A 24959-nucleotide genomic window follows, 5' to 3' on the forward strand; every position below is an offset into this window, starting at 1 on the left:
CAGCGCTATGTATCGCGCTACAACATCACCAGGCCGCATAGCTACAACGACTATCGGTCACCAGTCGCCAGGGAGAAGTTGGCGGCGTGAAACCTTAATCGGTGTCCAAGATTACTTGACCAGTTCAAGCCCGCTCCCACATTTGGATCTCCATTTACTTGGAGAGGAAGCGCATCCCTTCCTCCAACCCCCGCAACGTCAGCGGATACATCTGATCCTCGACCAATTCCCGCACAATCCCCGTCGACGCCGTATACCCCCAAGTGTCCTTGGGATACGGGTTAATCCAGATCAGCTTCTTGTACTTGGCCATGAAGCGCTGCATCCACACATACCCCGGTTCTTCGTTCCAGTGCTCGACGCTGCCGCCGGCCTGGGTGATCTCATACGGTGCCATCGACGCATCGCCGATAAAGATCACTTTGTAGTCCGCGCCGTACTTGTGCAGCAGGTCCTGGGTGGAGGTGCGCTCCGAGGTGCGGCGCTGGTTGTTCTTCCACACCGATTCGTACACGAAGTTGTGAAAGTAGAAGTACTCCAGGTGCTTGAACTCGGTCTTGCACGCCGAAAACAGCTCTTCGCAGATCTTCACGTGGGCGTCCATCGAGCCGCCGATGTCGAACAGCAACAGCAGCTTGATGGTGTTGCGCCGCTCCGGGCGCATCTGGATGTTCAGCAAGCCGGCATCGCGGGCGGTGTGGTCGATGGTGCCGTCGATGTCCAGCTCTTCGGCGGCGCCCTGGCGCGCGAACTTGCGCAGGCGGCGCAGGGCGATCTTGATATTGCGTGTGCCCAGTTCCACCTGATCGTCGAGGTTCTTGTACTCGCGCTGGTCCCACACTTTGACGGCCTTGCCCTGGCGCTTGCCGGCGTCACCGACGCGGATGCCCTCGGGGTTGTAGCCGCCGGAACCGAACGGGCTGGTGCCGCCGGTGCCGATCCATTTGTTGCCGCCGGCATGGCGTTCTTTCTGTTCTTCCAGGCGTTTCTTGAACTCCTCGATCAGCTTGTCGAGGCCGCCCAGGGACTGGATCTGCGCACGTTCTTCATCGCTCAGCGAACGTTCGAACTCCTTGCGCAGCCACTCTTCGGGGATCAGTGCCTGCAAGTGCTCGTCGAGTTTTTCCAGGCCGTTGAAATAGGCACTGAACGCCCGGTCGAACTTGTCGAAATGCCGCTCGTCCTTGACCAGGATCGCCCGGGACAGGTAGTAGAACTCGTCCATGTCGGCGAAGGTCACGCGCATTTTCAGCGCGTTGATCAGGTCCAGCAGCTCGCGCACCGACACTGGCACCTTGGCGGCGCGCATTTCATTGAACAGGTTGAGCAGCATCAGCGATTACCGCGACGGCTCATGAACGCCAGACGCTCCAGCAACTGCACGTCCTGCTCGTTCTTCACCAGCGCTCCGGCCAGCGGTGGAATCGCCTTGGTCGGGTCGCGCTCGCGCAGTACGGCTTCGCCGATGTTGTCGGCCATCAGCAGCTTGAGCCAGTCCACCAGTTCGGAGGTGGACGGTTTTTTCTTCAGGCCTGGCACCTTGCGCACGTCGAAGAACACGTCCAGCGCTTCGCTGACCAGGTCTTTCTTGATGTCTGGGTAGTGCACGTCGACGATCTTTTGCAGGGTGGTACGGTCGGGGAAGGCGATGTAGTGAAAGAAGCAGCGGCGCAGGAACGCGTCCGGCAGCTCTTTTTCGTTGTTGGAGGTAATGATGATGATCGGGCGCTTCTTGGCCTTGATGGTCTCGTCGATCTCGTAGACGTAGAACTCCATCTTGTCGAGCTCTTGCAGCAGGTCGTTGGGGAACTCGATGTCGGCCTTGTCGATTTCATCGATCAGCAGGATCACCCGCTCGTCGGACTCGAAGGCTTCCCAGAGCTTGCCCTTTTTCAGGTAGTTGCGTACGTCGTGCACCTTGTCCACGCCCAGTTGCGAGTCGCGCAGGCGGCTGACCGCGTCGTACTCGTAGAGGCCCTGGTGGGCCTTGGTGGTGGACTTGATGTGCCAGGTGATCAACTTGGCGCCGAAGGACTCGGCCAATTGCTCGGCGAGCATGGTCTTGCCGGTGCCGGGCTCGCCCTTGACCAGCAGCGGCCGCTCCAGGGTGATGGCGGCGTTGACGGCCAGTTTCAGGTCGTCGGTGGCTACATAGGCCTGGGTGCCTTCGAACTTCATCGGTGTTTCCTCGAATTCATCAATGCCCGGACTATACCGCGCAGCCCCGGCGACTGTGAACGCAGACGGGTTATTCAGTCTCTGAATGGCCGGTCACGGCCCCCCTGCCCGTAGGAGCAACGTTGTAGTGAGCGGGCTTGCCCCGCGCTGGGTGGCGAAGCCGCCCCAAATCCAGGCAACTCGGTCTTGCTGAAGCACCGCGGCGTTCCGTTTAGGGCGGCTTCGCCACCCAGCGCGGGGCAAGCCAGCTCACTACAGCAATAGTGCATATCTTTAGTCGGCGCTGGGCTTGGGTTGCTCGTAGCGGGCAGTAAAGGCCTGGATGAAACCATTGCGTAAAATCGCCAGAAACGCACCGAATGCGCTGACATCTCGCTGATGCACGCTGCCGCTCAATTCCACACGGGTGGCGAACTGGTTTTTCTGCTGGTTCTTCAACACGGTCTCGCTGGCGCCGACCACCGCTTCCCAGATCGAACGGAAGATGTTTTTGTCCTGGTTTTCCACATCCTGCCGCCAGTCGAACACTTCCACATCGCGCAACAATGGCTTGATGTAACCAGTCAACTGGCCTTTTTCCGCCCGGGCTTCGATCACCACGTCGCCGGTGCCGGCCTTGAAGTCGAACTTGCCGTAGGCCGAGGCAAAGTCGTTCATGCGCTTGAGTTGCAGATCCTTGGCGCGGAAACGGAATTCAAAGTTCTCGAAGTTGCTCAGCGGGTCGAACGTGGCGGAGGCTTCCAGCGGCGCCTGGCCTTGCAGCAGGGCCTTGCCTTCGAAGCGGGCGTCGCGCTGGCCTTGCACTTGCACCACGTTGGTGAGGTTGTAGAAGCTTGCGTTGACGGCCGTAGCGTTGATGTTTACCGGCGGCTTGGAGCTGAAGTTGTGGAAGGCGATCTTGCCGTCTTCGATGCGCACTTCATCCAAGGTGAACGGCGCCAGTTTGCCCAATTGCGCGCGCCAGTCGGTGCCTTTACCGGTCTGCGAGGCCTGCCTGTTGGCGCCGCCATCGACGAAGTTCACCTCGGGGTTGATAAACCGTACCTTGGCCACCACCGCGTGGCCGTCCCACAGCGATTGCCAGCTTATCGCCAGATCGATCAACGGCGCCTTGAGCAGGGGGACTGGCACCTTGCCATCTACCTTGATGATTTCCAGGCCGTTGATCCTGTACGCGCCGCGCCACAGGGCCAGGTCCACGTCGCTGACCCGGCCGCGGTAGTCGCCCATGTCGGCGAGCTTGTCGTTCAGGTAGTTGCGCACCAGATAGGGCAGGGCCAGGTCCAGGGCGACCAGCACCACTACCAGCCCGGCAACGGTCCATAGCGGCCAGCTGTAGCGACGTTTCATGTAGGTATTCTCCGTATAGATAGGCGATTGACCTCTAAGGGGCGCGCAACGTTCCAGCGACTGGACGCTTTGCCGCACGAGGCATACCCTTGTTGCCTTCCCGGATACCGTCAACATAGGACCCGTCATGAGCCGCATCTTTGCAGACAACGCGCACTCCATCGGTAATACGCCCCTGGTGCAGATCAACCGTATCGCGCCGCGTGGCGTGACCATCCTGGCCAAGATCGAAGGGCGTAACCCCGGTTACTCGGTGAAGTGCCGTATCGGCGCGAACATGATCTGGGACGCGGAAGGCAGCGGCAAACTCAAGCCGGGCATGACCATTGTCGAGCCGACCTCGGGCAACACCGGCATCGGCCTGGCGTTTGTCGCTGCCGCCCGTGGCTACAAGCTGCTGTTGACCATGCCGGCGTCCATGAGCATCGAGCGGCGCAAGGTGCTCAAGGCCCTCGGCGCCGAGCTGGTGCTGACCGAACCGGCCAAGGGCATGAAGGGCGCGATCGAGAAAGCCGCTGAAATCGTCGCCAGCGACCCGGCCCGGTACTTTATGCCCGGCCAGTTCGAAAACCCGGCCAACCCGGCGATCCACGAAAAAACCACCGGCCCGGAAATCTGGAACGACACCGATGGCGCAGTGGATGTGCTGGTGGCCGGCGTCGGCACGGGTGGCACCATCACCGGCGTGTCGCGCTATATCAAGAACACTGCGGGCAAGCCGATTTTGTCGGTGGCCGTGGAGCCGATCGTGTCGCCGGTGATCACCCAGGCGCTGGCCGGTGAAGAGATCAAGCCAAGCCCGCACAAGATCCAGGGCATCGGCGCCGGTTTCGTGCCGAAGAACCTCGACCTGTCGATGGTCGACCGCGTGGAGCTGGTCAGTGATGAAGAATCCAAGGCCATGGCCCTGCGCCTGATGCAGGAAGAAGGGATTCTGTGCGGTATCTCCTGCGGTGCGGCGATGGCCGTGGCGGTGCGCCTGGCGCAGAAACCGGAGATGCAGGGCAAGACCATCGTGGTGATCCTGCCGGACTCCGGTGAGCGCTACCTGTCGAGCATGCTGTTCAGCGATCTGTTTACCGAACAGGAAAACCAAGCCTGATGTGTGTCTGTGGCGAGGGCGCAAGGTTTGATATGTGTCAGCCGGTCAGCCAAAGCCTTCTGCATAATGGCCCAAGTGTTTATGATGCCCGGCGCATTTTTCCAGGAGTTGCTGCATGACCTTTTCTTTGGCCGCCAAACTGTCGGTGTTGCTGTTGTTTATCGGCAGCACGCTGTATGTGCACCTGCGCGGCAAGGCCCGTTTGCCGATATTGCGTCAGTTCGTCAACCATTCGGCGCTGTTCGCCCCCTATAACGCCTTGATGTACCTGTTCTCGGCGGTGCCGTCCAAGCCGTACCTGGACCGCTCCAGGTTCCCGGAACTGGACGTGCTGAAGGACAACTGGGAAGTGATCCGCGAAGAGGCCATGCACCTGTTCGACGAGGGTTACATCCGCGCCGCCGAAAAGAACAACGACGCCGGTTTTGGTTCCTTCTTCAAGAAGGGCTGGAAGCGCTTCTACCTCAAGTGGTACGACAAACCGTTGCCATCGGCCGAGGCGCTGTGCCCGAAAACCGTGGCGCTGGTGAGCAGCATTCCCAACGTCAAGGGCGCGATGTTCGCGCTGTTGCCGGGTGGCAGCCACCTCAACCCGCACCGTGATCCGTTCGCCGGTTCCTTGCGTTATCACCTGGGTCTGTCCACGCCCAATTCCGACGCTTGTCGCATCTTTGTCGACGGGCAGGAGTACGCCTGGCGTGACGGTGACGACGTGATGTTCGATGAAACCTATGTGCACTGGGTGAAGAACGAGACCGAACAGACCCGCGTGATCCTGTTCTGCGACATTGAGCGGCCGTTGAGCAATGGCTTCATGACCCGCGTCAATCGTTGGGTCAGCAAGCAACTGGGCCGCGCCACGGCGCCGCAGAACCTGGACGACGAGCGGGTTGGCGGGATCAACCAGGCGTATGCCTGGAGCAAGACATTCAGCGACAAGTTCAGTGGCGTGGTCAAGCAGTGGAAGCGCAAGCATCCCAAGGCTTACCGGATTGCGCGGCCGGTGTTGGCGGTGGTTGTGCTGGTATTGCTGTGGAAGTGGTTGTTCTGACCTGAATTTGTGAACACGGTCAAAATGTGGGAGCGGGCTTGCTCGCGAATGCGGTGGATCAGTCGAAACATCTGTGACTGACATACCGCATTCGCGAGCAAGCCCGCTCCCACATTTGGTTTTGCAGTGTTGCTCAGGACGCGATCAGCTGCCGCAGGACGTAGTGCAAGATGCCCCCCGCCTTGAAGTACTCCACCTCGTTCAGCGTATCAATCCGGCACAGCACCTCGACCTTCTCGCTGCTGCCATCCTCCCGCGTGATCACCAGCGTCAGGTTCATCCGCGGCACGATCTCCACGCCCGTCAGCCCCAGAATATCGATCTGCTCCTTGCCGCTGAGCTTGAGCGTCTTGCGGTTCTGATCCAGCTTGAACTGCAACGGCAACACGCCCATTCCCACCAGGTTGGAACGGTGGATCCGCTCGAAACTCTCGGCGATCACCGCCTTCACCCCCAGCAGGTTGGTCCCCTTGGCCGCCCAGTCGCGGCTCGAGCCCGTGCCGTATTCCTGGCCGGCGATCACCACCAGCGGTGTCCCCGAGGCCTGGTATTTCATCGACGCATCGTAGATCGCCATTTTCTCGCCAGTCGGGATGTACAGCGTATTGCCGCCTTCCTCGCCGCCGAGCATTTCATTGCGGATGCGGATATTGGCAAAGGTGCCGCGCATCATCACTTCATGGTTACCCCGGCGTGAGCCGTAGGAGTTGAAGTCGCGCGGCTCCACGCCTTGCTCGCGCAGGTAGCGGCCGGCGGGGCTGTCGGCTTTGATGTTGCCAGCAGGGGAGATGTGGTCGGTGGTCACCGAGTCGCCGAGCAGGGCCAGGACGTTGGCGCCCTTGACGTCTTCGATTACCGGCAGCGGTCCGGAAATATCGTCGAAGAACGGCGGGTGCTGGATGTAGGTGGAATCCTCCTGCCACACGTAGGTCGCGGCCTGCGGTACTTCAATTGCCTGCCACTGCTCGTCACCGGCAAACACTTCGGCGTATTCCTTGTGGAACATGCCGGTGCTGACCTGGGCCACCGCGTCGGCGATCTCCTGGCTGCTCGGCCAGATGTCCTTGAGGTACACCGGCTTGCCCTGCTGATCGTTGCCCAGCGGCTCGCTGCTGATGTCGATGCGCACTGTGCCGGCCAACGCATAGGCGACCACCAGCGGCGGCGAGGCCAGCCAGTTGGTTTTCACCAGTGGGTGCACGCGGCCTTCGAAGTTGCGGTTGCCGGACAGCACCGAAGCCACGGCGAGGTCGGCTTTCTGGATGGCTTTTTCAATCGGCTCCGGCAACGGGCCGGAGTTGCCGATGCAGGTGGTACAGCCATAGCCCACCAGGTCGAAGCCAAGTTTGTCGAGGTAGTGGGTGAGCCCGGCGGCGTTGTAGTAGTCGGTGACTACCTTGGAGCCCGGTGCCAGGGAGCTTTTGACCCAGGGCTTGCGCGTCAGGCCCTTTTCTACGGCCTTTTTCGCCAGCAGCCCGGCGGCCATCATCACGCTGGGGTTGGAGGTGTTGGTGCAGGAGGTGATCGCGGCGATCACCACCGCGCCGTTTTTCAGGCGATAGGTCTGACCTTCGAAGTCGTAATCGGCTTCACCCACCAAGTCGGCATTGCCCACGGCGACACCGCCGCCGCCTTCGCTTTCCAGGCGGCCGACCTCTTTGCTGGCCGGTTTGAACTGCAGGTCGAGGAAGTCGCTGAACGCCTGGCCGACATTCGGCAGCGAAACACGGTCCTGCGGACGTTTTGGCCCGGCCAGGCTGGCTTCGACGCTGCCCATGTCCAGGGCCAGGCTGTCGGTGAATACCGGTTCCTGGCCGGCATTGCGCCACAGGCCCTGGGCCTTGGTGTAGGCCTCGACCAGTTTGACGGTTTCTGACGGACGGCCCGACAGACGCAGGTAGTCCAACGTCACCTCATCCACCGGGAAAAAACCGCAGGTGGCGCCATATTCCGGAGCCATGTTGGCAATGGTGGCGCGGTCGGCCAGAGGCAGGTCGGCCAAGCCGTCGCCGTAGAACTCGACGAATTTACCCACCACGCCTTTCTTGCGCAGCATCTGGGTCACGGTCAGCACCAGGTCGGTGGCGGTGATGCCTTCCTTGAGCTTGCCGGTGAGTTTGAAACCGATGACTTCCGGGATCAGCATCGACACCGGCTGGCCGAGCATCGCCGCTTCCGCTTCGATGCCGCCGACGCCCCAGCCGAGTACGCCGAGGCCGTTGATCATGGTGGTGTGGGAGTCGGTGCCGACCAGGGTGTCGGGGAAGGCGTAGGTGCGGCCGTCCTCGTCCTTGGTCCACACGGTGCGGCCCAGGTATTCGAGGTTGACCTGATGGCAGATGCCGGTGCCGGGCGGCACCACGCTGAAGTTGTCGAAGGCACTCTGGCCCCAGCGCAGGAAGGCGTAGCGTTCGCCGTTGCGCTGCATTTCGATATCGACGTTTTGTTCAAAGGCGTCGGCGTTGCCGAATTTATCGACCATCACCGAGTGGTCGATCACCAGGTCCACCGGCGACAGCGGGTTGATGCGCTGCGGGTCGCCCCCGGCCTTGGCCACGGCGGCGCGCATGGCGGCCAGGTCGACCACGGCGGGGACGCCGGTAAAGTCCTGCATCAGTACGCGGGCGGGGCGGTACTGGATCTCGCGGTCGGACTGGCGCTCCTTGAGCCAGGCGGCAATGGCCTTGAGGTCGGCGCCGGTGACGGTCTTGTCGTCTTCCCAGCGCAGCAGGTTTTCCAGCAGCACTTTGAGCGACATCGGCAACCGGTCCAGGTCGCCCAGGCTTTTGGCCGCCTCGGGCAGGCTGAAGTAGTGGTAGGTCTTGCTGTCGATTTGCAGGGTTTTAAGGGTTTTCAGGCTATCAAGCGATGACATGACGCGACTCCTTATGATCCGCACGGCTACGGACCTGACGGGACAGACAGAGCTATAAAGCTAGCGCTGTTTTCATTAGCAGGCTAATAACTGGACTCTATGGTTAAGTCCAAGGTTCCGAACTCAGCTATCATGCGCGCGTTTTCATGACAGACATTGCGATAGCGCAACGTCGGTCGAGTCACCAGGAGAGTTGATGAACACCCTTTTTATGCACTGCCGCCCGGGGTTTGAAGGCGAAGTCTGTTCCGAGATCGCGGAACACGCCGCGCGCCTGAACGTTTCCGGCTACGCCAAGGCCAAGACCGGCAGCGCCTGCGCCGAATTTGTCTGCACCGAAGAAGACGGCGCCCAGCGCCTGATGCACGGCCAGCGTTTTGCCGAGTTGATCTTCCCAAGGCAGTGGGCGCGCGGGGTATTCATCGACCTGCCGGAAACCGACCGTATCAGCGTGATCCTCGCCCACCTGCGCGAGTTCCCGGTATGTGGCAGCCTGTGGCTGGAGATGGTCGACACCAACGACGGCAAGGAACTGTCGAACTTCTGCAAGAAATTTGAAGTGCACCTGCGCAAAGCCCTGCTCAACGCCGGCAAGCTGGTGGACGACCCGAGCAAACCGCGCCTGCTGCTGACCTTCAAGAGCGGCCGCGAAGTGTTCATGGGCCTGGCCGAGTCGAACAACTCGGCGATGTGGCCGATGGGCATTCCGCGCCTCAAATTCCCGCGTGAGGCGCCGAGCCGTTCGACGCTCAAGCTGGAAGAGGCCTGGCACCACTTTATCCCTCGCGACCAGTGGGACGAGCGCCTGCACGGCGACATGACCGGCGTCGACCTCGGTGCCGCCCCCGGCGGCTGGACCTGGCAACTGGTCAACCGCGGCATGCTGGTGACCGCCATCGACAACGGCCCCATGGCCGAAAGCCTGATGGATACCGGCCTGGTGCAACACTTGATGGCCGACGGTTTTACCTTCGTGCCCAAGCAGCCGGTGGACTGGATGGTGTGTGACATCGTCGAGAAGCCCGCGCGCAATGCCGCGTTGCTGGAAACCTGGATCGGCGAAGGGCATTGCCGTGAAGCGGTGGTGAACCTGAAGCTGCCGATGAAGCAGCGTTATGCTGAAGTGAAGCGTTTGCTCGAGCGTATCGAGGACGGCTTCAAGGCGCGCGGCATTCGGGTGGAGATCGGCTGCAAGCAGCTGTACCACGACCGCGAGGAAGTGACGTGTCACCTGCGCCGCCTGGAAACCCCCAAGAAACCCAGGAACCGCTGAATATTTGAAGTGACCTCAAAACCCCTGTGGGAGCGGGCTTGCTCGCGAAAGCGGTGGTTCAGTCAAATCATCAGTGACTGGCACACCGCATTCGCGAGCAAGCCCGCTCCCACACAAGCCCGCTCCCACAGTTGGAGCGGCGCCCGTTTCAGGAGTGATGTATGAACCTCGATTTGCCTGTAGACGCTGTGCTCGACGCCACCGGCCTCAACTGTCCCGAGCCGGTGATGATGCTGCACCAGCACATCCGCGACCTGCCGCCCGGCGGCTTGCTCAAGGTGATCGCGACCGATCCGTCGACCCGTCGCGATATTCCCAAGTTCTGCGTGTTCCTTGACCACGAACTGGTGGATCAGCAGGAGCAGGCCGGTACGTACCTGTACTGGATTCGCAAGAAGTCCGCTTAACCCAGGGCTTTTGCCGCGCGAATGCGTCGACGTGCACTGCGCGCCAGGCGCACCAGCAACATCCCTGCCGCACAACTCAGGCCGACGATCAGGCCCTGCCACAAACCGCTGGGGCCGCTCGGTTCGCCGAGCCAGTCGGTGAGCCCCAGGGCATAGCCGACCGGTAGCCCCACACCCCAATACGCGAACAGGGTCAGCACCATGGTCACCCGCGTGTCCTGATAACCGCGTAGCGCACCGGCGGCGGTGACTTGCAGCGAGTCGGAGAACTGGAACAGCGCGGAAAACACGATCAGCGTCGAGGCCAGGTGGATCACGATCGGGTCCGGCGTATAGATCGCGGCAATCTGCTCGCGAAACGCCAGCATCAGGCTGCATGACAAACATGCGTAGGCGAGGGCGGTGCCCATGCCGACCCCGGCGGCGAAGCGCGCTTCCCGCGGCTGGTCCCGCCCCAGTGCCTGGCCGACGCGCACGGTGACGGCCATGCTCAGGGAGTAGGGGATCATGAACACCAGCGAGCTGACGTTCAGCGCGATCTGGTGACCGGACACCACCGTGGCACCGAGGCTGCCGATCAACAGGGCGATCACCGCGAAGATGCTCGATTCGGCAAAGATCGCCACGCCGATCGGCAGGCCGATACCCAGTACGCGCTTGATCACCGCCCACTGCGGCCAGTCGAACCGCTTGAACAGTTCGCTGCTCTGGTACGCCGGGCCGAAAAACGTCCAGCCGGCCAGGCCGAGCATCATCACCCACATCGCGATGGCCGTGGCCCAGCCGCAGCCCACGCCGCCCATGGCTGGCACGCCGAGGTGGCCGTAGATGAAGATGTAGTTCAGCGGAATGTTCAGCGCCAGGCCGCACAGGCCCATGACCATGCTTGGCCGCGTACGGCCCAGGCCATCACTGAAGCAGCGCAATACGTAATACAGCGCGATCGCCGGCATGCCGGCGGCGATGCCGTGCAGGTAGCCCATGGACGGTGCGATCAGGTCCGGCTCGACGTTCATCCAGTGCAGGATCGGTTCTGCGCTGAGCAGCAACAGCGAGGCGATGCTCCCGACCACCAGCGCCAGCCACAGCGACTGGCGCACCAACGGCCCGATTTCGCTGAACGTGCCCGCACCGTAGCGCTGGGCGACTTTTGGCGTGGTCGCCAGCAGCGTGCCGGTCATCAGCAGGTACACCGGGATCCAGATCGAATTGCCCAGGCCCACTGCCGCCAGGTCCTGCGGGCTGACGCGCCCGGCCATCACGGCGTCGACGAAACTCATCGCGGTGGTTGCCAGTTGGCCGATCATGATCGGCAGGGCGAGCGTCAGTAGGTCGCGCACTTCCCGGCTGATGCGGGCGGGGCGGGTGAGGGGAGCGGTGGCAGTGTTCACGTACGGGTGTCCAGGAATAAGGGAGACGCAAGGACGGCGGATTCTACGCCCTGACGCAATGGTCAGGAAAAAACCTGTGTTAGCGATTTGTAAGCACCCTTCCAAGCACCACAAATCCCTTGTGGGAGCTGGCTTGTGTGGGAGCGGGCTTGCTCGCGAAGGCGGCGTGTCAGGCGACTGATTTGTTACTGACCCACCGTATTCGCGAGCAAGCCCGCTCCCACACAAGCTCCCCTGCATGGGAACTGTGTACACTGCGGGTCCGCGAAAGGAGCCTGCCATGTTGATTGTTGCCGACGAAAATATTCCGCTGCTCGATGCCTTCTTCGAAGGCTTTGGCGAGATCCGCCGGGTGCCCGGCCGTTCCATTGACCGCGCCACCGTGGAGCAGGCCGATGTGCTGCTGGTGCGTTCGGTGACCAACGTCAATCGCGCGCTGCTGGAAGGCTCGTCGGTGCGGTTTGTCGGCACGTGCACCATCGGCACCGATCACCTGGACCTCGATTATTTCAAGCAGGCCGGCATCCAGTGGTCCAGCGCCCCCGGCTGCAATGCGCGGGGCGTGGTGGATTACGTGCTGGGCAGCTTGCAGACCCTGGCCGAGATCGAAGGTGCCGACCTCAATCAGCGCACCTACGGCATCGTCGGCGCCGGGGAAGTCGGCGGGCGGCTGGTCAAGGTGCTCAAGGGCCTGGGCTGGAACGTGCTGGTGTGCGATCCGCCACGGCAGGGCGCCGAAGGCGGGGATTACGTCAGCCTGGAGCAGATCATCGAGCAGTGCGATGTGATCAGCCTGCACACGCCGCTGACCAAGTCTGGCAACGCTTCCACCTGGCACCTGTTTGATCGTCAGCGCCTCAACCAACTCAAGCTCGGCACTTGGCTGATCAACGCCAGCCGTGGGCCGGTGGTGGACAATGCGGCCCTGCGCGAAGTGTTACTGGCGCGCGAAGACCTGCAAGCAGTGTTGGACGTGTGGGAAGGTGAGCCCGAGGTAGACGTCGACCTGGCCGACCTGTGCGTGCTGGCCACGCCGCATATCGCCGGCTATAGCCTGGAAGGCCGCCAGCGCGGTACGGCACAGATCTATCAGGCGTTCTGTGCTTATCTGGGGCAGGCGCCGAGCATTCAACTGAGCGACCTGCTGCCACCGTTGTGGCTGGCCGAGGTGCACCTGAATGCAGAAACCGACCCGGCCTGGGCGCTGGCGACCTTGTGCCGCAGCGTGTACGACCCGCGCCGCGACGATGCGGATTTTCGCCGCAGCCTTGTAGGTACGGTGCAGGAACAGCGCACGGCCTTTGACCTGTTGCGCAAGCATTATCCGGCGCGGCGTGAGATCGATGGTTTGAGCGTGCGCATCAACGGTGAGTCGGCGGTGCTGACCAGCATCGTCTCGGCGTTGGGCGCCAAGTCCCTGTAGGCACTCCCACGCCACAAAAAAACCGGCCACCTGGGCCGGGTTTGAAAGAGCTTGGGCGCTTCAGCCTTGCTTGGCAGGCGTGACCAGTCGCTGTTCCAGCTCGCTGCACGCTTGCTGGATCATCTCTTCGGTGATCTGCACTTCGCGGCCCGTTGCATCGATATACGAGCAAGGCAACTGCTGCGGCTGACGGATCACTTCAATCTTGGCATTGCTGCTGGTGTGCAAGGTCATGGCCTGTCTCCTCATCAGGTTGTGTACCTACTCTAATTCCCCCGCGTGACCGCGCTGTTACAACTCCCTGCTAGATCACCGGTTCGAACCCTCAGTCCACCAGAAACCACTGCGGATTTCCAGCCGGGTATTAGACCGATAGCCTCTAGGCGCCCATGCTGGCGGGCATAATTAACCTGACTCATTGTTATTCAGCCAAGTTCCCCCAATGTTGCAGTGTAGATACCTATCCTCCTTGCGCAGGTGATGCCCTCCATGTTCTCGATCCGTCAACGCCGTGCGATCCGCCTGGCCAGCCGCTTTATCGCGCCCTACCGCTGGCAGGCGCTGGGTGCCTTGTTGGCGCTGATCATCACGGCAGGCATTACCTTGTCCATGGGGCAGGGCATCCGCCTGCTGGTGGACCAGGGCTTCATGACCCAATCGCCGCACCTGCTCAACCAGTCCATCGGTCTGTTCATGCTGTTGGTACTGGGCCTGGCCGTGGGCACCTTTGCGCGGTTCTACCTGGTGTCGTGGATTGGCGAGCGGGTGGTGGCGGACATCCGGCGTCAGGTGTTCAACCACCTGATCTACCTGCACCCGGGGTTCTACGAGAACAACCGCAGCTCGGAAATCCAGTCGCGCCTGACCACCGACACCACGTTGCTGCAATCGGTGATCGGTTCGTCGCTGTCGCTGTTCCTGCGCAATGGGTTGATGGTCATCGGTGGCATCGTGCTGCTGTTTGTCACCAATCCCAAGCTCACCAGTATTGTGGTGGTTGCGTTGCCGCTGGTGCTTGCGCCGATCCTGATCTTCGGCCGCCGCGTGCGCAGCTTGTCGCGCCAGAGCCAGGACCGGATCGCCGACGTGGGCAGCTATGTGTCCGAGACCCTTGGGCAGATCAAGACCGTGCAGGCCTACAACCATCAGGTGCAGGACGAGCAGCGCTTCGCCATGACCGTGGAAGAGGCCTTCGCCACGGCGCGCAAACGTATCGTCCAGCGCGCATGGCTGATTACCCTGGTGATCATGCTGGTGCTCGGCGCCGTGGGCGTGATGCTCTGGGTGGGGGGTATGGACGTGATCGGCGGGCGCATTTCCGGTGGGGAGCTGGCGGCGTTTGTGTTCTACAGCCTGATCGTCGGCAGCGCCGTCGGCACCCTGAGTGAAGTGCTCGGTGAATTGCAGCGTGCTGCCGGTGCCGCCGAGCGCATCGGCGAATTGTTGCAGTCAAACAATGACATCCAGGCACCTGCCACTGGCACGGTCCAGTTGCCGGAGCGCGTCAGCGGTCGTATGGAGTTGCAAGACGTGCGCTTTTCCTACCCATCGCGGCCGGACAGCTACGCCATCGACGGCTTGAATCTGACGATTAACCCTGGCGAAACCCTGGCCCTGGTCGGTCCGTCCGGCGCAGGCAAATCGACGATTTTCGATTTGCTGCTGCGTTTCTATGACCCGCAGCACGGCCGTATCCTGATCGAAGGCCAGCCGCTGACCGAACTTGAGCCCATGGACCTGCGCCGCCACTTCGCCCTGGTGTCCCAAAGCCCGGCGCTGTTCTTCGGCAGCGTCGAAGAAAACATCCGCTATGGCAACCCGACCGCCACCCGGGAACAGGTCGAAGCCGCCGCACGCATCGCCCACGCCCACGATTTCATCCTGCAAATGCCCGACGGCTACCAGACCCACCTGGGGGACGGCGGCATGGGCCTTTCCGGCGGCCAGCGCCAACGCCTAGCCATCGCCCGCGCCTTGCTGGTGGATGCACCGATTCTGCTGCTGGACGAAGCCACCAGTGCGCTGGATGCGCAGAGTGAACACTTGATCCAGCAAGCGCTGCCGCAACTCATGCAGGGCCGTACCACGCTGGTGATCGCCCATCGGCTGGCAACGGTGAAGAACGCGGATCGGATCGCGGTGATGGACCAAGGCAAGCTGGTGGCGGTGGGCACGCATCAGCAACTGATTGCGAGCAATGCGCTGTATGCGCGGTTGGCGGCATTGCAGTTCAGTGACAGCCCCTGACGGATGTAGTGAGCGGGCTTGCCCCGCGCTGGGGGGCGAAGCCGCCCCAAATCCAGGCCCCGCGGTCTTACTGATACACCGTGGTGCCTGGGTTTAGGGCGGCTTCGCCCCCCAGCGCGGGGCAAGCCCGCTCACTACTGGTCGTCAAAGTAGCGTTCGTGCCAATCCACCAGCGGCTGCGGTGAATTGAGCTTCTGCCCGTAGATCACCGAATAAGACAGCACGTTCTGTACGTACTGGCGGGTTTCGTCGAACGGGATGCTTTCCACCCACACGTCGAAACTCAGGTGATCGGCGCCGCGCAGCCATTGACGTACGCGACCGGGGCCGGCGTTGTAGGCGGCCGATGCGAGCACGCGGTTGCCGTTGAACTGGCTGTGCACCTGGCTCAGGTAGGCCGCGCCGAGCTGGATGTTTTTGTCCGGATCGAGCACCTGGGTCGGGGAGGCCAGGGGGATGCTGAACTTGCGCGCGGTTTCCTTGGCGGTGCCGGGCATCAGTTGCATCAGGCCACTGGCGCCGACGCCGGAGCGGGCGTCGTCCATGAACGCGCTTTCCTGGCGGGTGATGGCGAACACCCAGCTCGAATGCAGGCCGCGCACCTTGGCTTCACGCACCAGGGTGTCGCGGTGGGCCATCGGGAAGCGGATGTCCAGGTCGTCCCAGTACTGCGCCTGGCTGATGGTGCGGATCGCCGGGAAGTACCACTTCATGTCGTAGGCCAGCTTGGCCTGGGCGACCATTTCGTCGCGGTTGAAGTGGCGGCTGACGTGATACCACTCACGACGGCCATCGACGATCTGGCCGCGGGCGTAGAACTCCAGGGCACGGCGCACGCCTGGGGTATTGCGCACCTTGTTGGTCAGCGCCTGGCTCATCACCAGCGGTTTGTTGGTCAGCTGGTAGGGGGATTTGGAGCGGTCGGCGGCGAGGAAACCGTAGAAATCACGTTCCTTGGCCACGTTTTTGTACAGCACCAGGGCTTGCGGGTTTTTGGGTTCGGCCAGTTCCAGGGCGCGGGCCTGCCAGTAGCGCCAGCGATTGGTGGTCGCCAGGTCTTGTGGGAGCTTGCGGGTTAGCTGGTAGGCATCTTCCCAGCGTGCCAGGCGCAGCAGCAGACGCAGGCGCCATTCGGACACGGTGTTGTCGCGCAGTTCCGGGTCGTACTGGGTCATCACGTCAAGGGCGCGCGGGTCGTAGCGACGTGCCAGGGTCAGGCCGATTTCACGGGCGATCGACACTTTTTCGTCACGGGAGAAGTGCATGCTGCTGGCGTAGCCGTCGAGCAGGGCCATGGCCTTGTCCGGGTCCTGGCGCGCCAGGCGACGCAGGCCCAGGCCCACGGCGTCAGACATGGCCTCGTTGACCGGCCGGAAGCGCGACGGGTCGCTCAGCATCTCGGGCTTTTGCGCAACGTCCACCATCAGGCGGCCTTGGGCGCCGAGGGTTGGCAGGGTTTTCACCAGGCTGTTGGCCAGCGCGTAGTTGCGCGCTTCGGCGGCGAGCTTGGCACGGTCCCAGATCTTCTGTTCGGTGAGTTGGCCGTCTGCGGCCCATTGGGCGAAGGTGGCATCACAGGCGGATGGCTGGGACTTGCCGGTCAGCCAGAGCTTTTCGGTGGTCTTGTAGCCTTCTGCCTTCAGATTGTGGGTGAGTTGGTACTGGGCATGCAGACAGTCCAGTTCGACGAAGTTGAGCTTGGGCTCGTAGTACTTTTCAAAGGTCTGCCAGTCGCCACGCTCGGCCAGCCAGCGCAGCCAGCGCAACTTCATCCAGTTGGCTTGGGGCAGGTCGCCGTTTTTGCCAAGAAATTGTTCGATTTCCTCGTTGCTCGCGGTTTTCAGGCGCGCGGTCAGCTCGTCGTAGGCCAGGTACGGCGTCAGCGGGTAGTCGGCCAGCGCCTGGCTGTATTGCATGTACGGGCCGGAATCGCCCTTGGCCAGGGCACGCTTGGCCTCATCGTAATATTGACGTTGGGTAGTGAGGTCCACGGCCTGGGCGGATTGGGCGGCAGTGGCGGAAAGAAGCAGACAAGATAAAAAGTTGAAAAGGCGACTGCGCATGAGACGTCCGTGCAGAGAAATCACGAAGAGCGCCGGTAAGGCCGACACTAGATTGCCCCTAGCTTAGCCTTTTGCCCGACACCTACGAAAGCTTTGCTGGCCGGTTCGTTCAGGTTCGCCGGAAATGTCCTACAGAACGTGTCGATAGCGAAAATGCCAGCCGCATCCCACCCCTAACTCAGGTAGAATGCGCGCCCAGTTTTTGGAGAAGCGTATGACCCTGCTCAAATTCAGCGATGTGTCCCTTGCTTTCGGCGCTATGCCGTTGTTGGACAAGGTGTCCTGGCAGATCGCCCGTGGTGAGCGGGTGTGCATCATCGGCCGCAACGGCACCGGCAAGTCCAGCATGATGAAGCTGGTAAAAGGCGACCAGAAGCCCGATGACGGCTCCGTGTGGCGCTCCCCAGGCCTCAAGATCGGCGAATTGCCGCAAGAATTGCCGGTGGCCGACGGACGGACAGTGTTCGACGTGGTTGCCGAAGGCCTCGACGGCGTCGGCGCACTGCTCGCCGAATACCACCACCTGGCGCAGAACTGTGTCACCGAAGACGACCTGAACAAGCTGATGCATGTCCAGCAAGACCTCGAAGCCCGTGACGGCTGGCGTTTGCAGCAACTGGTCGACAGCACTCTGAGCCGCCTGCAACTGCCGCCCGACAAGACCCTCGCCGAGTTGTCCGGCGGCTGGCGTCGTCGTGTGCTGCTGGCCCAGGCCCTGGTGTCCGAACCGGACCTGCTGCTGCTCGATGAGCCAACCAACCACTTGGACATTGGCGCCATCGCCTGGCTGGAAGAAGCCCTCAAGGATTTCCAGGGCGCCGTGCTGTTTATCACGCACGACCGTTCCTTCCTGCAAAACCTGGCCACGCGCATCCTTGAACTGGACCGTGGCGGCCTGATCGACTGGAACGGCGACTACGCCAGCTTCCTGGTGCACAAGGAAGCCACCCTGGCGGCTGAAGAGACCGCCAACGCGCTGTTCGACAAAAAGCTGGCCCAGGAAGAAGTCTGGATCCGCCAGGGCATCAAGGCCCGTCGCACCCGTAACGAGGGCCGCGTGCGCGCCTTGAAAGCCTTGCGCGTCGAGCGCAGCGAGCGTCGCGAGCGTACCGGCAAGGCGAATATCCAGCTGGATACCGCCGAGAAATCCGGCAAGCAGGTGATGGTGCTGGAAAACGTCAGCTTCCATCACCCGGACGGCCCGTTCCTGATCAAGGACTTCTCCATGGTCCTGCAGCGTGGCGACCGTATCGGCCTGTTGGGCGCCAACGGTACTGGCAAGACCACCTTGCTCAAGCTGATGCTCAGCGGCCTGCAGCCGACCAGCGGCAAGGTTGAGGAGGGCACGCGCATCGACGTGGCTTACTTCGACCAGTTGCGCCACCAGTTGGACCTGGAAAAAACCGTGATCGACAACGTCGCCGAAGGCCGTGACTTTATCGACATCGACGGCCAGAGCCGCCACGTGCTCAGCTACCTGGGCGACTTCCTGTTCAGCCCGCAGCGTGCACGCACGCCGGTGAAAGCCTTGTCTGGTGGTGAGCGTGCGCGCCTGCTGCTGGCCAAGCTGTTCAGCAAGCCGGCGAACCTGCTGGTCCTCGACGAACCGACCAACGACCTCGACGTGGAAACCCTCGAGCTGCTGGAAGAGGTCTTGCTGACCTTCAACGGCACCGTGCTGATGGTCAGCCACGACCGGGCATTCCTCGACAACGTGGTCACCAGCACCCTGGTCTTCGAAGGTGAAGGCAAGGTGCGCGAGTACGTCGGTGGTTACCAGGACTGGCTGCGTCAGGGCGGCTCGCCGCGCCTGCTGGGCGTGACCGAGAGCAAGTCCGGCAAGGCCGACCTGACTTCGGCGGTGGTGACGCCTGTGGCCGCCGCTGCGCCGGTCCAGGAAGCCGCACCGGCTGCCAAGAAGAAGCTCAGCTACAAGCTGCAGCGCGAGCTGGAAGCCCTGCCGGGTGACATCGACGCCAAGGAACAGCAGATTGCGGCGGTAGAAGCGGAAATGGCTGACGCGGGGTTCTACCTGCGTCCGGCAGCTGAGACTGCCAAGGTCATCGCCTCCCTGGAAAAATTGAACCAGGAACTGGAAGCGTTGGTTGAGCGTTGGGCTGAGTTGGATGCCTGATTGATTCCTGCGCATTAAAAAAGCCCGGCTTTCATTCGCATGAACGCCGGGCTTTTTGTATGAAATGCTATCAAACGTGTGGGAGCGGGCTTGTCTGCGAAAGCGGTGTATCAGCCGCCAAATGCCGCAGCTGACAGAGCGCTTTCGCGGGCAAACCCGCTCCCACATTGGATCTTCATATCGCTCAAGGGGCTTTGACCAGCTTGACGGCCAGTACGTCGCACGGCGCACCGTGCAGCACGTCGTTGGCGGTGGAGCCCAGCAGCAGCGCCAGGCCGTGTCGCCCATGGCTGCCGACCACGATCAGGTCGCAATTCTGTTCCTTGGCCAGGTGGTGGATTTCCTGGCGTGGCTGGCCGTAGGTGAGGTGGGAATTTTCTTTGGTCACCTCAGGATATTTGAGGATCAGGCGGTCAAGGCGCTCCTTGGCCTGATCAAACTGTTGTTGCTGCAGCTGGGACAGGTCCATCGGCACATCGCCGCCAAAGGCCATGGCCATGGGCTCGACGATATGCACCAGCGATAATTTGGCGCCGCTGGCGACGGCTAACGCGCGCGCACGTTTGATGACTGGATCGCACTCTTCAGTCAGGTCGACAGCGACCAGAATACGTTCGTAGGACATGGGGCGTTCCTCCAGGGGACTGCAATAGATTCAGTATGGCTGCTTTCAAGCGGATGGGGTTGCGTCAGATCAAATCCGCTCATCTAGAAATTCGGGAGTACACATATGACGGTCTGGATAGTGGTGTCAATCCTTGTGGTGGTTCTGAGCCCTCTGGCCTGGCTGCGCCCTTCGCGCCATCAGAGCGGGCGCATGGCCCTGCGCATGGAGGCGCGCCGCATCGGCCTGGCCATGCAATTGGCGCCTCAGGAGTGGCCGCACTGGCTCAAGCAGGAGCCGCCGAGCCCGTGCGCGCAGTACTGTCGGCCACGGCGCGGCAGCACACCGGCGCTCTGGAGTTATTGGCAACTGGAGCCGGGGGTGTGGGTCAACCAGTGGCGTGAAGTGTGCGTCGATGAGACGTTGCTGGGGTATTTTTCGAGGCTGCCGGACAACGTCTACAAAATCGAGGCGGATAAACAAATGATCGCCTTGTATTGGGGCGAGAAGGGTGATGCGAGTGTGTTGAAGGACATTGATACGCTGCTCAAAGCCTTGGCCTGAGCCAACCCGTGCAGCAAAAATGGCAGGCAATAAAAAGCCCGACATCATCATCGGGCTGGAGTTGGCCAGGCAGGCCGGTAATTCTGAGTTGTCTTGCGCCGGATGTTCATCCGTGCGCTTTGCGGTTGCGGCTAGCCTAGCCGTATATCCGAATCTGTACAGCCTTTTCCCGGCTCTTTTCTATTATTGATTTCGTGAATATTCGAATATTGACGAGGCGTTGGTGTGGGCGCGGGGTTCTGAAATGACTGGAAAGTCGCGTTTTTCCTAGCCTTTCGAGCGATTGACAATTGCCCGGAATTGGATGAAGGTGGCGTACCCAAATCAAACGGGCGTATGAATTGAGCGTTTGTCTGTCAGACCGCTCATACATAATCCCGACTATCGCATTGGCGGGTGTGCCTGGCGGATTGGCCTGAACGTTGACCAAATCATCAATGTCCAACCAATAGGCCAGCGTCCAATGTGTACTGTTCAGCTTCCATATCGTGGAGATCAGTTGATGATTTACGAAGGTAAAGCCATCACGGTTACGGCTCTTGAAAGTGGCATCGTCGAACTGAAGTTCGACCTCAAGGGTGAGTCCGTCAACAAGTTCAACCGTCTAACCCTGAATGAATTGCGTCAGGCCGTAGACACCATCAAAGCAGATGCTTCGGTCAAGGGCGTGATCGTTTCCAGCGGCAAGGACGTGTTTATCGTCGGCGCTGACATCACCGAATTCGTCGACAACTTCAAGCTGCCCGATGCCGAGCTGGTGGCTGGCAACCTCGAAGCCAACAAGATTTTCAGCGATTTCGAAGACCTCAACGTGCCGACCGTTGCCGCGATCAACGGCATCGCGTTGGGCGGCGGCCTGGAAATGTGCCTGGCGGCGGACTTCCGCGTCATGTCGGCCACGGCCAAGATCGGTCTGCCTGAAGTCAAACTGGGCATCTACCCAGGGTTTGGCGGCACCGTCCGCCTGCCGCGCCTGATCGGTGCGGACAACGCCATCGAGTGGATTGCCGCCGGCAAGGAAAACCGTGCTGAAGACGCGCTGAAAGTCGGCGCCGTCGATGCCGTGGTTGCCCCGGACAAGCTGGCAGAAGCCGCACTGAACCTGATCAAGGGCGCCATCAGCGGCGAATTTGACTACAAGGCCAAGCGTCAGCCGAAGCTGGAAAAACTCAAGCTCAACGCCATCGAACAAATGATGTCGTTCGAAACCGCCAAAGGTTTCGTGGCTGGCCAGGCCGGCCCGAACTACCCGGCGCCGGTTGAAGCGATCAAGACCATCCAGAAAGCGGCGAACTTCGGTCGCGACAAAGCCCTGGAAGTGGAAGCAGCAGGTTTCGTCAAACTGGCGAAAACCTCGGCGGCCCAGAGCCTGATCGGCCTGTTCCTGAACGATCAGGAACTGAAGAAAAAGGCCAAGGCCTACGACGAAATCGCCAAGGACGTGAAGCAGGCTGCCGTACTCGGCGCCGGTATCATGGGCGGCGGTATCGCCTATCAGTCGGCGTCCAAAGGCACGCCGATCCTGATGAAAGACATCAACGAACACGGCATCGAGCAGGGCCTGGCGGAAGCCGCCAAGCTGCTGGTCGGTCGTGTGGATAAAGGTCGCATGACCGCAGCGAAGATGGCTGAAGTGCTTAACGGCATTCGTCCTACGCTGTCCTACGGTGATTTCGGCCATGTCGACCTGGTGGTCGAAGCGGTTGTCGAAAACCCGAAGGTCAAGCAAGCCGTATTGGCCGAAGTGGAAGCTCAGGTCAAAGACGACACCATCCTGGCGTCCAACACCTCGACCATTTCCATCTCGCTGCTGGCCAAGGCCCTCAAGCGTCCGGAAAACTTCGTCGGCATGCACTTCTTCAACCCGGTGCACATGATGCCGCTGGTAGAAGTGATCCGTGGCGAGAAGTCCAGCGAGCTGGCCATCGCCACCACCGTTGCCTACGCCAAGAAAATGGGCAAGAACCCGATCGTGGTCAACGACTGCCCGGGCTTCCTGGTCAACCGTGTGCTGTTCCCGTACTTCGGCGGTTTCGCCAAGCTGGTCAGCGCCGGCGTGGACTTCGTACGCATCGACAAGGTCATGGAAAAATTCGGCTGGCCAATGGGCCCGGCGTACCTGATGGACGTGGTCGGCATCGACACCGGCCACCACGGTCGCGACGTAATGGCTGAAGGCTTCCCGGACCGCATGAAAGACGACCGCCGCTCGGCTGTCGACGCGCTCTACGAGGCCAAGCGCCTGGGCCAGAAAAATGGCAAGGGCTTCTACGCCTACGAGACCGACAAGAAGGGCAAGCAGAAGAAAGTGGCCGACCCTTCGGTGCACGAAGTACTCGCGCCTGTCATCTACGAGCAGCGTGAGGTGTCGGACGAAGACATCATCAACTGGATGATGATCGCCCTGTGCCTGGAAACCGTACGTTGCCTGGAAGACGGCATCGTTGAAACCGCCGCCGAAGCCGATATGGGCCTGGTGTACGGGATTGGTTTCCCTCCATTCCGTGGTGGTGCACTGCGTTACATCGATTCGATCGGTGTGGCCGAGTTCGTTGCCCTGGCTGATCAATACGCTGATTTGGGCCAGCTGTACCACCCGACCGCGAAGCTGCGTGAAATGGCCAAGAACGGCCAGAGCTTCTTCGGTTAAGCGCCCAAACGACTAGAGCGAGACTATTTATGAGCTTGAATCCAAGAGACGTGGTGATTGTCGACTTCGGTCGCACGCCAATGGGCCGCTCCAAGGGCGGCATGCACCGCAACACCCGTGCCGAAGACATGTCGGCACACCTGATCAGCAAATTGCTGGAACGCAACGTCAAGGTTGATCCGAGCGAAGTCGAGGACGTGATCTGGGGCTGCGTCAACCAGACCCTGGAGCAGGGTTGGAACATCGCGCGCATGGCGTCGCTGATGACCCAGATCCCGCACACTGCGGCCGGCCAGACCGTCAGCCGCCTGTGTGGCTCGTCGATGAGCGCGCTGCACACCGCTGCGCAAGCGATCATGACCGGCAACGGTGATGTATTCGTGGTCGGCGGCGTGGAGCACATGGGCCACGTCAGCATGATGCACGGCGTCGATCCGAACCCGCACATGTCGCTGTACGCGGCGAAAGCCTCGGGCATGATGGGCCTGACCGCAGAAATGCTCGGCAAGATGCACGGCATTACCCGCGAAGCCCAGGATGCGTTCGGCCTGCGTTCCCATCAGCTCGCCCACAAGGCGACGGTGGAAGGCAAGTTCAAGGACGAAATCATCCCGATGAACGGCTACGACGAGAACGGTTTCCTGAAACTGTTCGACTACGACGAAACCATTCGTCCGGACACCACCCTGGAAAGCCTGGCGGCCTTGAAGCCGGCGTTCAATCCAAAGGGCGGTACCGTGACAGCGGGCACTTCGTCGCAAATCACCGACGGTGCTTCGTGCATGATCGTGATGTCGGCGCAGCGTGCCCAGGACCTGGGTATCCAGCCGCTGGCGGTGATCCGTTCGATGGCAGTGGCGGGTGTGGACCCGGCAATCATGGGCTATGGTCCAGTACCGGCCACACAAAAAGCCTTGAAGCGCGCGGGCCTGACCATCAACGACATCGACTTCTTCGAGCTCAACGAAGCTTTCGCCGCACAGGCCTTGCCAGTGCTGAAAGATTTGAAAGTACTCGACAAGATGAATGAGAAGGTTAACCTGCACGGCGGCGCGATTGCCCTGGGCCACCCATTCGGTTGCTCCGGTGCGCGTATCTCCGGCACTTTGCTGAACGTGATGAAGCAAAATGGCGGCAACCTCGGGGTTGCAACCATGTGCATTGGTCTCGGCCAAGGCATTTCCACCGTCTTCGAACGCGTCTAAGCGTTGGGTTGACGGAAGCCGGGGCCCAGTGCCCCGGTTTTTGTTTTTGGGCAGTTTCGTATTTTTTTTTCAACAAATTTTGTAAGAGGGGCAGAGCATGAAAGTCGAACCAGGGCTCTACCAGCATTATAAAGGTCCGCAGTACCGTGTTTTCAGTGTGGCGCGGCATTCCGAGACCGAAGAAGAAGTGGTGTTCTACCAAGCACTGTATGGGGATTACGGCTTTTGGGTACGCCCATTGAGCATGTTCGTGGAGACCGTCGAAGTTGACGGCGAGCAGGTCCCGCGCTTTGCTTTGGTCCAGGCCGAACCCAGTCTTTTTTCAGGGCAATAACGGCAGGTCGCGCAGAATGCTGCGCTTGACCTCACCTTGTTGCCACTATATATAGCGTTGCCGCGACAGGCGCCAACTGCCTCTCACTTCTCGAATTCAGGAATTTTC

General features: G+C 61.2%; 19 protein-coding genes. 11 read left to right on the forward strand and 8 right to left on the reverse strand.

Annotated elements, in window-relative coordinates:
- Positions 1–154: 154 nt before the first annotated feature.
- From IB241_RS12010 to IB241_RS12020, 3 genes are all read right to left on the reverse strand, one after another.
- Positions 155–1333, reverse strand: a complete 1179-nt coding sequence (locus IB241_RS12010) for a vWA domain-containing protein (RefSeq protein ID WP_192298608.1) — start codon at positions 1331–1333, stop codon at positions 155–157.
- On the reverse strand, positions 1333–2178 hold the full coding sequence (locus IB241_RS12015; RefSeq protein ID WP_034112447.1) for an AAA family ATPase: 846 nt from the start codon (positions 2176–2178) through the stop codon (positions 1333–1335). The genes IB241_RS12010 and IB241_RS12015 overlap by 1 nt, the downstream gene beginning before the upstream one ends.
- Before the next feature lie 273 nt (positions 2179–2451).
- A complete protein-coding gene (locus IB241_RS12020; RefSeq protein ID WP_192298609.1) occupies positions 2452–3528 on the reverse strand; it encodes a DUF748 domain-containing protein in 1077 nt (358 codons plus the stop codon).
- 127 nt (positions 3529–3655) lie between these two features.
- Here IB241_RS12020 and cysK point away from each other — a divergent pair, with 127 nt between their 5' ends.
- Positions 3656–4630, forward strand: coding sequence for a cysteine synthase A (gene cysK / locus IB241_RS12025; protein ID WP_192298610.1), 975 nt, complete (start codon positions 3656–3658; stop codon positions 4628–4630).
- A gap of 115 nt (positions 4631–4745) precedes the next feature.
- Positions 4746–5681, forward strand: a complete 936-nt coding sequence (locus tag IB241_RS12030) for an aspartyl/asparaginyl beta-hydroxylase domain-containing protein (protein ID WP_192298611.1) — start codon at positions 4746–4748, stop codon at positions 5679–5681.
- A 133-nt stretch (positions 5682–5814) separates the two neighbouring features.
- Here the strand turns inward: IB241_RS12030 and acnA are convergent, their stop codons facing one another.
- A complete protein-coding gene (acnA, locus tag IB241_RS12035) occupies positions 5815–8556 on the reverse strand; it encodes an aconitate hydratase AcnA (RefSeq protein WP_192298612.1) in 2742 nt (913 codons plus the stop codon).
- A 196-nt stretch (positions 8557–8752) separates the two neighbouring features.
- Between acnA and rlmM the strand changes: the two genes are divergently transcribed.
- Both rlmM and tusA read left to right on the forward strand, forming a co-directional pair.
- Complete coding sequence (gene rlmM, locus IB241_RS12040; RefSeq protein ID WP_192298613.1) at positions 8753–9829, forward strand: 23S rRNA (cytidine(2498)-2'-O)-methyltransferase RlmM; 1077 nt, start codon at positions 8753–8755, stop codon at positions 9827–9829.
- Positions 9830–9990: 161 nt separating this feature from the next.
- A complete protein-coding gene (gene tusA / locus IB241_RS12045; protein ID WP_192298614.1) occupies positions 9991–10236 on the forward strand; it encodes a sulfurtransferase TusA in 246 nt (81 codons plus the stop codon).
- Here the strand turns inward: tusA and IB241_RS12050 are convergent.
- Positions 10233–11627, reverse strand: coding sequence for an MATE family efflux transporter (locus IB241_RS12050; RefSeq protein WP_192298615.1), 1395 nt, complete (start codon positions 11625–11627; stop codon positions 10233–10235). The genes tusA and IB241_RS12050 overlap by 4 nt on opposite strands.
- A gap of 280 nt (positions 11628–11907) precedes the next feature.
- Here IB241_RS12050 and pdxB point away from each other — a divergent pair, with 280 nt between their 5' ends.
- Positions 11908–13050, forward strand: coding sequence for a 4-phosphoerythronate dehydrogenase PdxB (gene pdxB / locus IB241_RS12055; protein ID WP_192298616.1), 1143 nt, complete (start codon positions 11908–11910; stop codon positions 13048–13050).
- Positions 13051–13110: 60 nt separating this feature from the next.
- On the opposite strand, the gene IB241_RS12060 is transcribed toward pdxB, so the two are convergent.
- Positions 13111–13284, reverse strand: coding sequence for a PA1571 family protein (locus IB241_RS12060; protein WP_192298617.1), 174 nt, complete (start codon positions 13282–13284; stop codon positions 13111–13113).
- 246 nt (positions 13285–13530) lie between these two features.
- Between IB241_RS12060 and IB241_RS12065 the strand changes: the two genes are divergently transcribed.
- Entirely contained in the window at positions 13531–15297 is a 1767-nt protein-coding gene (locus IB241_RS12065) for an ABC transporter transmembrane domain-containing protein (RefSeq protein ID WP_192298618.1), read from the forward strand.
- A gap of 134 nt (positions 15298–15431) precedes the next feature.
- On the opposite strand, the gene IB241_RS12070 is transcribed toward IB241_RS12065, so the two are convergent.
- Positions 15432–17360 (reverse strand): transglycosylase SLT domain-containing protein, encoded by a 1929-nt coding sequence (locus IB241_RS12070; protein ID WP_192298619.1) that lies wholly within the window; start codon positions 17358–17360, stop codon positions 15432–15434.
- A gap of 214 nt (positions 17361–17574) precedes the next feature.
- On the opposite strand from IB241_RS12070, the gene IB241_RS12075 reads away from it, so the two are divergent.
- On the forward strand, positions 17575–19494 hold the full coding sequence (locus IB241_RS12075; protein WP_192298620.1) for an ATP-binding cassette domain-containing protein: 1920 nt from the start codon (positions 17575–17577) through the stop codon (positions 19492–19494).
- Between the two features lie 184 nt (positions 19495–19678).
- Here the strand turns inward: IB241_RS12075 and IB241_RS12080 are convergent, their stop codons facing one another.
- Positions 19679–20119, reverse strand: a complete 441-nt coding sequence (locus tag IB241_RS12080; RefSeq protein WP_192298621.1) for a universal stress protein — start codon at positions 20117–20119, stop codon at positions 19679–19681.
- A 105-nt stretch (positions 20120–20224) separates the two neighbouring features.
- Here IB241_RS12080 and IB241_RS12085 point away from each other — a divergent pair, with 105 nt between their 5' ends.
- From IB241_RS12085 to IB241_RS12100, 4 genes are all read left to right on the forward strand, one after another.
- A complete protein-coding gene (locus IB241_RS12085) occupies positions 20225–20662 on the forward strand; it encodes a hypothetical protein (protein WP_192298622.1) in 438 nt (145 codons plus the stop codon).
- Positions 20663–21164: 502 nt separating this feature from the next.
- Positions 21165–23312, forward strand: a complete 2148-nt coding sequence (fadB, locus tag IB241_RS12090; RefSeq protein ID WP_192298623.1) for a fatty acid oxidation complex subunit alpha FadB — start codon at positions 21165–21167, stop codon at positions 23310–23312.
- Positions 23313–23341: 29 nt separating this feature from the next.
- The gene (gene fadA / locus IB241_RS12095) at positions 23342–24517 is read left to right on the forward strand and encodes an acetyl-CoA C-acyltransferase FadA (RefSeq protein ID WP_192298624.1); all 1176 of its coding nucleotides are present in this window, start codon (positions 23342–23344) and stop codon (positions 24515–24517) included.
- Between the two features lie 97 nt (positions 24518–24614).
- Positions 24615–24851: a DUF1653 domain-containing protein gene (locus IB241_RS12100; RefSeq protein ID WP_028619417.1), complete on the forward strand. Its 237-nt coding sequence runs from the start codon at positions 24615–24617 to the stop codon at positions 24849–24851.
- Positions 24852–24959 lie beyond the last annotated feature (108 nt).

Source organism: Pseudomonas sp. PDM05 (assembly GCF_014851685.1).
GTDB lineage: Bacteria > Pseudomonadota > Gammaproteobacteria > Pseudomonadales > Pseudomonadaceae > Aquipseudomonas.

Excerpts from the sequence above, each read along its gene's own strand:
- IB241_RS12010 (WP_192298608.1), bottom strand. The coding sequence starts at position 1,333 with ATGCTGCTCAACCTGTTCAATGAAATGCGCGCCGCCAAGGTGCCAGTG.
- IB241_RS12015 (WP_034112447.1), bottom strand. The coding sequence starts at position 2,178 with ATGAAGTTCGAAGGCACCCAGGCCTATGTAGCCACCGACGACCTGAAA.
- IB241_RS12020 (WP_192298609.1), bottom strand. The coding sequence starts at position 3,528 with ATGAAACGTCGCTACAGCTGGCCGCTATGGACCGTTGCCGGGCTGGTA.
- cysK (WP_192298610.1), top strand. The coding sequence starts at position 3,656 with ATGAGCCGCATCTTTGCAGACAACGCGCACTCCATCGGTAATACGCCC.
- IB241_RS12030 (WP_192298611.1), top strand. The coding sequence starts at position 4,746 with ATGACCTTTTCTTTGGCCGCCAAACTGTCGGTGTTGCTGTTGTTTATC.
- acnA (WP_192298612.1), bottom strand. The coding sequence starts at position 8,556 with ATGTCATCGCTTGATAGCCTGAAAACCCTTAAAACCCTGCAAATCGAC.
- rlmM (WP_192298613.1), top strand. The coding sequence starts at position 8,753 with ATGAACACCCTTTTTATGCACTGCCGCCCGGGGTTTGAAGGCGAAGTC.
- tusA (WP_192298614.1), top strand. The coding sequence starts at position 9,991 with ATGAACCTCGATTTGCCTGTAGACGCTGTGCTCGACGCCACCGGCCTC.
- pdxB (WP_192298616.1), top strand. The coding sequence starts at position 11,908 with ATGTTGATTGTTGCCGACGAAAATATTCCGCTGCTCGATGCCTTCTTC.
- IB241_RS12060 (WP_192298617.1), bottom strand. The coding sequence starts at position 13,284 with ATGACCTTGCACACCAGCAGCAATGCCAAGATTGAAGTGATCCGTCAG.
- IB241_RS12065 (WP_192298618.1), top strand. The coding sequence starts at position 13,531 with ATGCCCTCCATGTTCTCGATCCGTCAACGCCGTGCGATCCGCCTGGCC.
- IB241_RS12070 (WP_192298619.1), bottom strand. The coding sequence starts at position 17,360 with ATGCGCAGTCGCCTTTTCAACTTTTTATCTTGTCTGCTTCTTTCCGCC.
- IB241_RS12075 (WP_192298620.1), top strand. The coding sequence starts at position 17,575 with ATGACCCTGCTCAAATTCAGCGATGTGTCCCTTGCTTTCGGCGCTATG.
- IB241_RS12080 (WP_192298621.1), bottom strand. The coding sequence starts at position 20,119 with ATGTCCTACGAACGTATTCTGGTCGCTGTCGACCTGACTGAAGAGTGC.
- IB241_RS12085 (WP_192298622.1), top strand. The coding sequence starts at position 20,225 with ATGACGGTCTGGATAGTGGTGTCAATCCTTGTGGTGGTTCTGAGCCCT.
- fadB (WP_192298623.1), top strand. The coding sequence starts at position 21,165 with ATGATTTACGAAGGTAAAGCCATCACGGTTACGGCTCTTGAAAGTGGC.
- fadA (WP_192298624.1), top strand. The coding sequence starts at position 23,342 with ATGAGCTTGAATCCAAGAGACGTGGTGATTGTCGACTTCGGTCGCACG.
- IB241_RS12100 (WP_028619417.1), top strand. The coding sequence starts at position 24,615 with ATGAAAGTCGAACCAGGGCTCTACCAGCATTATAAAGGTCCGCAGTAC.